The sequence below is a fragment of the Limosilactobacillus albertensis genome, assembly GCF_014145555.1.
GTDB lineage: Bacteria > Bacillota > Bacilli > Lactobacillales > Lactobacillaceae > Limosilactobacillus > Limosilactobacillus albertensis.
In genome coordinates this window covers 1-6,958 of sequence record NZ_JACIVD010000058.1, presented here as the reverse complement: position 1 = coordinate 6,958, position 6,958 = coordinate 1, and the positions used below count along the sequence as shown (strand labels likewise).

Sequence of the window (6,958 nt, the reverse complement as noted above, 5' to 3'; positions counted from 1 at the left end):
CCCGAAATGTCAATTTAAATTAGAAAAATGTTGAAAGCTGTTCATCTGTGACGTGACTTAGGAATACTTCAAGTGGTGTGCGGTAGTGAAGTGACTTCCGTGGAATAGTATTTCGTTTGTGCATCAGCTGGGTGATTAGTTCATCTGGTAAATTACGGAAGTCTAATCGTTTACTGAGACCGTCACGACGTAAGATACCATTATTGTTTTCATTCAGGCCGCGTTGATTGGGCGCTCCAACCTCCGCAAAATAAGTATGAAGATCATGTTTATTGGCAATCTCACGCCAGCCCGCGAATTCCTTACCATTATCAAAGGTAATCGACTTAACGAAATGACGAGGTATTTTAGAAAGCCATTTATCCAAGTGATAGTTAACTGCTTCATCAGTTTTACGATGAACGTTAAGCACAATCATCACCTTAGATTGACGTTCCACCAAGGTCATGACCGCACCACGATGAGCTTTTCCTTGAACAGTATCAGCTTCAAAGTGACCAAACTCGTGTTGGTAGTGAGGAAAATCATGGTATCGCTGGTAAATACTCCGACCGAGATGCCCCGCCTTACCACGTCGTTCGACATAGCCATTGGGGTGTCGCTTGCCTTTCATCGGTAATTGCTGGACGGCAAAATTGTACTGTCCACGAGCAAACATCCGATAAAGTGTCCGCATACTACAGCTAATTGTCCGTTCTGCTCGACCAATGATCGTATCAGGTGTCCAGCCCGCTTTAACCTGCTCATTGATGTAGCTGATCTCATCCTTGGCTAGCTGAGCCTGCTTACGACCACAACGCTGCTTATTCCGTTGGTAAGCCTTAAGATACTGTGCAATGGTCTTACCGCTATCAAGAAATCGATAGACTCGGTAAATAGTTTCTTGGCTTCGTTTAAGCAGTTTAGCAGCTTGATAAGCCTTCGTACCTTGGTGCCAAAAATTAGCTATGAGGGTTAGTTCACGTGTGGTAAGATGTTTATAAGTCATTTGTGATGTTCCTTTACTTTTGTTTGTGGTTATTCAAAAGTCTATCACAAATGGCTTTTTTATTTTTCTAACTTAATTTTACAAACGGCGAATAAAAAAGATTGAGAAAACTTTCCTCAACCTTTAGTGTTCAATGAATAAAAAGTCCAATAGACCGCCTTGCAGCAACCCTAGAATCCTCATTCTTATTTTTAATTACATTTCAGGATATGTTGATTCCTTTATAGCTAATTTTTGGTTTTTTAAGTCTGTTTTAACAACAGTAACGTCACATGGTGCTTCACGAATAGTATATGCCGCTGTTGAACCGACAAGCAGACGACCAACAACGTTTAATCCGGTTGCGCCAATTATGATTAAATCAATATCATTTTCTTTTGGATACCGTTCAGCAAGTTCAACCTTTGCATTACCAACCTCGACGTTAGTCTCAACTTCTTTTATCCCTTCTGCTACTGCGCGTTTCTTATAGTCAGCCAGCTTTTTCTGCATCGTTTCAATTGCCGAATCATAAATACTGTGACTAACAAAACTATAGCCGCTAGGACCAGTTGCTGGATAACGTTCACCATTGATAATACTCAATAAGTATAATTTAGCATCATTAGTTTTAGCAATATCAACAGCTTTTTCAAAGGCCATGTCAGCTTGCTTAGAGCCGTCGACACCAACAAGAATTTTTTGATAACTCATTCTTGACACCTCCATCTTTCACCTTTATTTTAGCACATTCTTAGTCTGTAACGAGGTTATTAATTGCTTCCATGTAAATAGCCATTGACGTAATTAGGTCATTAACCGGCTGATATTCATTTGCTTGGTGCATCGTATTTGGCGTGTGAGGCATCAACGCTCCGAATGCAACGCCACGCTTCATGAGACGACCATAAGTACCGCCCCCGACAACTTCTGGTTTAGCATTGGTATCGCCAGTTTGATTAATATAAGCTTGCATTAATGTTTTAACAATCGGATCGTCTGGATCAACATAGTGGGGTTCTTGTGATGGTCCTTGTGTAACTGTTATCTGGAGCTTATCAGCAATTGCTTTAACCGTTTTTTCAAGCTTATCTGGAGTCATACCTTTAGGGAAGCGGAAGTTCATATCAATATGTCCGCCTTTATCCGCGTCAAAGTTTAAAATACCGGCATTCATTGTTAATTCACCCATTACCGGATCAGCGAAAGCACCATTAAACCCGTCCATTCGCGTATCTAAATGAAGGTAATCGGCAAGGAATTCAATAAAACTCTTCGCACCACCCGCAAAGTCATACCGATTCAAGAACTTAGCAAGGTAGGTACCGGCATTAATTCCCTTTTCCGGTTCCATCCCGTGAGCAGCCTTACCAATAACAGTGATTTTAAGTCCTTTATCCGTTGATTCAATATTACCGTCAACCGGTTTTTCTTCAATAAAGTGACCAAAATCATTAGTAACTTCTTGTGGACTATCTGTCCGAATAAGGGCTACTGCTTCTCGCGGCACCATGTTAAACCGCAAGCCAGATTCAAAGCTGACCAACTGTGTGGAAGCATCGCCATTTCCGGCTGGCACATCAAGCAGAAGTGATACTTGACCCTTTTCACCATTAATTACCGGAAATTCAGCATCTGGCGAAAAGCCAAGCGTAGGTGCTGGTTCGACTTCAAAGTAACGGTGCATTCCTGTCCAGTTGCTCTCCTCATCAGTACCAACGATAAACCGCACTTTCTTATTAAATTTTACACCTTGATCTTTCAAATATTTCAGGGCATAATAAGCAGCCATTCCTGGTCCCTTATCATCTGAAGCCCCTCGTCCGTATAAATTGCCATCCTTGATAACCGGGTCAAACGGATCCGTGTCCCAGCCCTTACCTGCCGGCATCACATCGAGGTGGGCTAAAATTGCAAGGGTTTCGTCACCTTCACCCCATTCAGCATATCCAACAAGGTTATCAATATTTTTCACTTTAAATCCATCTTGTTCCGCCATCTCCAAAAATGCTTTTAAAGCTTGGGCTGGACGGGGGCCAAGCGGATACTCATCAGTTGCAGCTGAATCGTCCCGTACACTTGGAATCTTCATTAATGATACTAGGTCATTTAAATAATTTTCTTTTTGTGCCTCTGCGGCTTTCATCCAATCGGTCAAGATTAATCCCTCCAAAATATTCTACTTTGACTAATTTTAATGATACCATTAAATTGTTAATTAAATAAAATAATAAGGAGTCTTAGCTGTGAAAAAACTTACTGACCAAATACTAAAGGATGTTATTACTCCACGTCCTGAGAACAGTTTTAAAGGTACTTTTGGTAAAGTAACCTTAATTGGCGGAAACCGTAATTTTGGCGGAGCGATTATTATGGCTTCAACAGCTGCGGTATGTGCTGGTGCAGGATTAGTAACAACTGCCACTGATGAGAGTAATTCTGGTGCCCTCCACGCGCAGCTGCCAGAAGCAATGTTTGCCGATTTTACTGATGATCGCCTTGTTGCCAGCCTTACCGAAGCAGCAACCAGTGTCGTAGTTGGTCCTGGGCTCGGAAATGACGATATTAGTTTACGGATTCTAAAAAACGTCTTTGCCAACACAAATGAAAAGCAAAACGTGATCATTGACGGGTCTGCAATTACCCTCATGGCGATGGAAAAACTTGAGCAACCACAAGGAAATATCATTTATACTCCTCACGAAATGGAATGGCAACGACTTTCTGGAATTAAAATCGGCGACCAAACTGAGGATAAGAACAAAGCCGCTCAAGAAAAGCTCGGTGCCACCTTTGTCTTAAAGAAGCATCATACCGAAATCTACACAAATGACCAAGTTTATCAATTGCCGATCGGTACGCCTGCCCAAGCTGTTGGCGGAATGGGCGATACTCTCGCTGGAATGGTGGGGGGCTTTACTGCCGAATTTAATGACAAACCTGAAAAAGCTGTCCTCGCTGCTGTTTATGCGCATAGTGCGATTGCTGAAAAGATTGCGGAAAGTCAATATATTGTCCTTCCCCACCAAATCAGTCGTGCTTTACCGACTTTCATGAAAAAGATGGAAAAACTTGAAGATGATCATCATATTGGCTTTTTAGGTTAAAAGTTTAATTACTAGATAGTATTGACATAACTCCCAGAGCTGAAGACCACTCTGGGAGTTATGTTATTTTACAATCACTATGTATATGAACACACTGGTCTTAAAGATCATGTGTCTTTTTTTAATTATCATAATTCTATATGATAATTCATTAATAAATCTAAAATATGTTTACTAAGCGTTTCAGATTTTTCTAAGTTAAAATTCTGTAGATAGTTAATCAATTTTTCTTGCTGCGGGCCTGGATTTATATGATTAGTGTTCTTTCTTTCCATTAAGCTTTCCATACTTATATTTAAACTCTTTGAAATTTTATACAAACTTTCAGCGCTAATATGTTTAGATGCTCCTCGTTCAATTCTAGATATGTAGTTAATAGAAAGATCGCTTGCTTCAGCTAATTTTTCTTGACTAATATTGAGTGCATGCCGTCTATTAGCAATATTAGTGCCAATAATATTATTATTCATAATTGGTTTCAAAATCTCCTTGTTTTTATCAAGGATAAATTCGAGTACATTCAAATATAAGTGACTATCAGCCCATGATATTATATGTATATTGTTGTATGTATTTACTGGTATATATAAATATGTGATAATAGGCCTATAGGGAAATTATAATTAAGGATTGGAGAAATCACATTTATGATATATAAAAAAGTAATTCCTATATGCTTAATTGCACTATTAGCTATAGGACTGAGCGGATGTAGTGAAAATGATAGTTCTTTGAGAAAAGAAAACTCTTCTTTAAGAGCTGAGAACAATAAATTAAATAAAAATAACAGTAAAATAATTTATTCTGAGAGTGACAAAAAAAAGAACAAACTACAAAGTAACTCGATTGAAAGCTCTACTACTATTAATAGAACTGAGAATTCTTCAGAAAATAATACGCAAAGTTCAAATTCTGGACCCATACAATCTGCTCAAGATGCCGAAAATTTGATAGAACATTCTATGCATGTTGATCCGGGGGTATATCATGCTGTACCAACCGCTGGAGGTTTTATTGTAAGTAGGAATGATATCCCTGGATCAGCATTTGTACAAAATAATGGAAATATTACATGGAATGATGGTTCAACAATTTCATATGGTGAAGCTAGTGCACCAACTAGTAACTAATAGTATCTAGAGAAATCAAATTTAAAGGAACACAACAATGAAGATAATAATTGATATAGTAAAAAAACTAATTTCAAGAAAAAATGAACTTTGTTTATACATTGGAGTAACTAGTGTCTTATTGGTTGGGTGTGGACCTTCTCAGTTTAATAGCAAATCAGCTAAAGCAGAGAACTCTTCACTAAAAGCTAAGAACGCAATGCTAAAATCTCAGTTAAACATTGTAGGCTCATATAAAGATAGCCAGAATAAAGCTGCAATAACGCTCAATTCTAATGGAACAGGCCGTTATGTTTATGTAGATCCAACAGCTACTAATACAGATGATCAGCTTACTTGGCAAAAGAATACAGACAATTCATATATAATAAAGTTAAATGATTCAAACGTAACTAGCCCTTTAATAGGTAAATTATCTGGAAAAAAATTAGTCCTGTCCGGTGACAATAATTGGAATACAGAAATATTTAATAAAACTAAAGGAAGCTTTGATTTAGATGAATTTTTAGCAAAAAATGATCCTAAAAGTAATCAACAGGTGTCCCAATCACAAATAAATAGTAACACTACTAACACAAGTACTAATAACAGCAATAATCATCCAAAATTAGCTGACGGAACTGATGTTTATAGTTTGCCTTTAGCGGATTCTCGGAATCCAGATTCTGCTAAGCAAAGAGAATTGATGGAGATCGCTGGTGATCCTAAATATCGAAATACAGATGGCTCAATGAATAGTGAAGGGCGTGCATTAAGTTCACGCATTCAAGCAACATTCCATCATCCAGAATAAGAAAGAAGATTAAGCATATGAAAAAAATAATTTTAACATCAACAATATTATTAGCTACTTTAGCCTTAGCAGGCTGTGGTAGTAGTCAGTCAAATAACAACTCAACTAAAGCTGAAAATTCTAGTTTGAAAGCTGAAAATTCCAGTCTAAAATCAAAAAAAGTCAACGAAAAACAAACAAAATATAGTGATCAAATTTATGCATTAATGGCCTATCTCAAGCTACAAAATCAAACTGCCGACGATCTTAATCGTAATAAAGATAATATGAATTGGAAACAAGATAAGAACAAATTCACTATTGACTTCGGTGCACATACTACCGTTATGACTGTTACAGATAAACACGTTCAAATTACTTATGATAAAGTAGCGAAAGACAGTATGGGGCAAAAAAATGGATATAAAGTCTATTCTAAACAGGAATTGGCCAAAGAATTCGGTAAGCAAAAAAATACACTAGATGAAATCCTTAGCAATATAAAAGATGACGATAATGAATCGTCTAATAATAATTCTATAGGTTCAAATCAAAATTCACAGCCATCAACACAAGATAGTCAACAAATAGAGAATAAAGCTAACAATACAGCAACTAGCCAGTCAAACAGTACTACTAATAGCACTAACAGTAATCAAGAAAAGCCTTTGATGAAAGATGGAAATACGTATAGGCCTAAATATAACGCAAACGGTCAAGTAGACTCTTGGCAGGTTACAGGGTCAGACGGAATTACTAGAACTATGGGTGATCCAAGTCCAAATTGGCAAGAAATTGAAAATGAATATAATAATCTAAATAATAAATGATAGTTGTTATTTAATACATGCTGAATGCATAAAAGGGTATACACTTTCTGGTATTGATACAAAATCAATGCCAGTTTTTTTGTACGCAAAAAGGACAACTGCTGCCCTTATGTTGTACAATCAATTCACCACAAAAATCATGTAAAGAAGGT

The 6,958-nt window shown here is 37.5% G+C and carries 8 protein-coding genes; 4 read left to right on the top strand and 4 right to left on the bottom strand.

The window, feature by feature from the left end:
- Nucleotides 1–19: 19 nt before the first annotated feature.
- From H5S41_RS04445 to pepV, 3 genes are all read right to left on the bottom strand, one after another.
- On the bottom strand, nucleotides 20–988 hold the full coding sequence (locus H5S41_RS04445; protein ID WP_085720378.1) for an IS30 family transposase: 969 nt from the start codon (nucleotides 986–988) through the stop codon (nucleotides 20–22).
- 195 nt (nucleotides 989–1,183) lie between these two features.
- Entirely contained in the window at nucleotides 1,184–1,696 is a 513-nt protein-coding gene (locus H5S41_RS04440) for a universal stress protein (protein WP_163705481.1), read from the bottom strand.
- Nucleotides 1,697–1,721: 25 nt separating this feature from the next.
- A complete protein-coding gene (pepV, locus tag H5S41_RS04435) occupies nucleotides 1,722–3,125 on the bottom strand; it encodes a dipeptidase PepV (protein ID WP_182602478.1) in 1,404 nt (467 codons plus the stop codon).
- An 88-nt stretch (nucleotides 3,126–3,213) separates the two neighbouring features.
- On the opposite strand from pepV, the gene H5S41_RS04430 reads away from it, so the two are divergent.
- Nucleotides 3,214–4,074, top strand: a complete 861-nt coding sequence (locus H5S41_RS04430; protein WP_182602477.1) for an NAD(P)H-hydrate dehydratase — start codon at nucleotides 3,214–3,216, stop codon at nucleotides 4,072–4,074.
- A 128-nt stretch (nucleotides 4,075–4,202) separates the two neighbouring features.
- Here the strand turns inward: H5S41_RS04430 and H5S41_RS04425 are convergent, their stop codons facing one another.
- A complete protein-coding gene (locus H5S41_RS04425) occupies nucleotides 4,203–4,544 on the bottom strand; it encodes a helix-turn-helix domain-containing protein (RefSeq protein ID WP_182602476.1) in 342 nt (113 codons plus the stop codon).
- A 177-nt stretch (nucleotides 4,545–4,721) separates the two neighbouring features.
- On the opposite strand from H5S41_RS04425, the gene H5S41_RS04420 reads away from it, so the two are divergent.
- Genes H5S41_RS04420 through H5S41_RS04410 form a run of 3 tightly spaced genes read left to right on the top strand, consistent with a single transcriptional unit; the run spans nucleotide 4,722 to nucleotide 6,806 of the window.
- Nucleotides 4,722–5,204: a hypothetical protein gene (locus H5S41_RS04420; RefSeq protein ID WP_182602475.1), complete on the top strand. Its 483-nt coding sequence runs from the start codon at nucleotides 4,722–4,724 to the stop codon at nucleotides 5,202–5,204.
- A 37-nt stretch (nucleotides 5,205–5,241) separates the two neighbouring features.
- Nucleotides 5,242–5,997 (top strand): lipocalin/fatty acid-binding family protein, encoded by a 756-nt coding sequence (locus H5S41_RS04415; protein WP_182602474.1) that lies wholly within the window; start codon nucleotides 5,242–5,244, stop codon nucleotides 5,995–5,997.
- Nucleotides 5,998–6,014: 17 nt separating this feature from the next.
- Complete coding sequence (locus tag H5S41_RS04410; RefSeq protein WP_182602473.1) at nucleotides 6,015–6,806, top strand: putative periplasmic lipoprotein; 792 nt, start codon at nucleotides 6,015–6,017, stop codon at nucleotides 6,804–6,806.
- Nucleotides 6,807–6,958: the final 152 nt, after the last annotated feature.

Excerpts from the sequence above, each read along its gene's own strand:
- H5S41_RS04445 (WP_085720378.1), bottom strand. The coding sequence starts at position 988 with ATGACTTATAAACATCTTACCACACGTGAACTAACCCTCATAGCTAAT.
- H5S41_RS04440 (WP_163705481.1), bottom strand. The coding sequence starts at position 1,696 with ATGGAGGTGTCAAGAATGAGTTATCAAAAAATTCTTGTTGGTGTCGAC.
- H5S41_RS04425 (WP_182602476.1), bottom strand. The coding sequence starts at position 4,544 with ATGAATAATAATATTATTGGCACTAATATTGCTAATAGACGGCATGCA.
- H5S41_RS04420 (WP_182602475.1), top strand. The coding sequence starts at position 4,722 with ATGATATATAAAAAAGTAATTCCTATATGCTTAATTGCACTATTAGCT.
- H5S41_RS04415 (WP_182602474.1), top strand. The coding sequence starts at position 5,242 with ATGAAGATAATAATTGATATAGTAAAAAAACTAATTTCAAGAAAAAAT.
- H5S41_RS04410 (WP_182602473.1), top strand. The coding sequence starts at position 6,015 with ATGAAAAAAATAATTTTAACATCAACAATATTATTAGCTACTTTAGCC.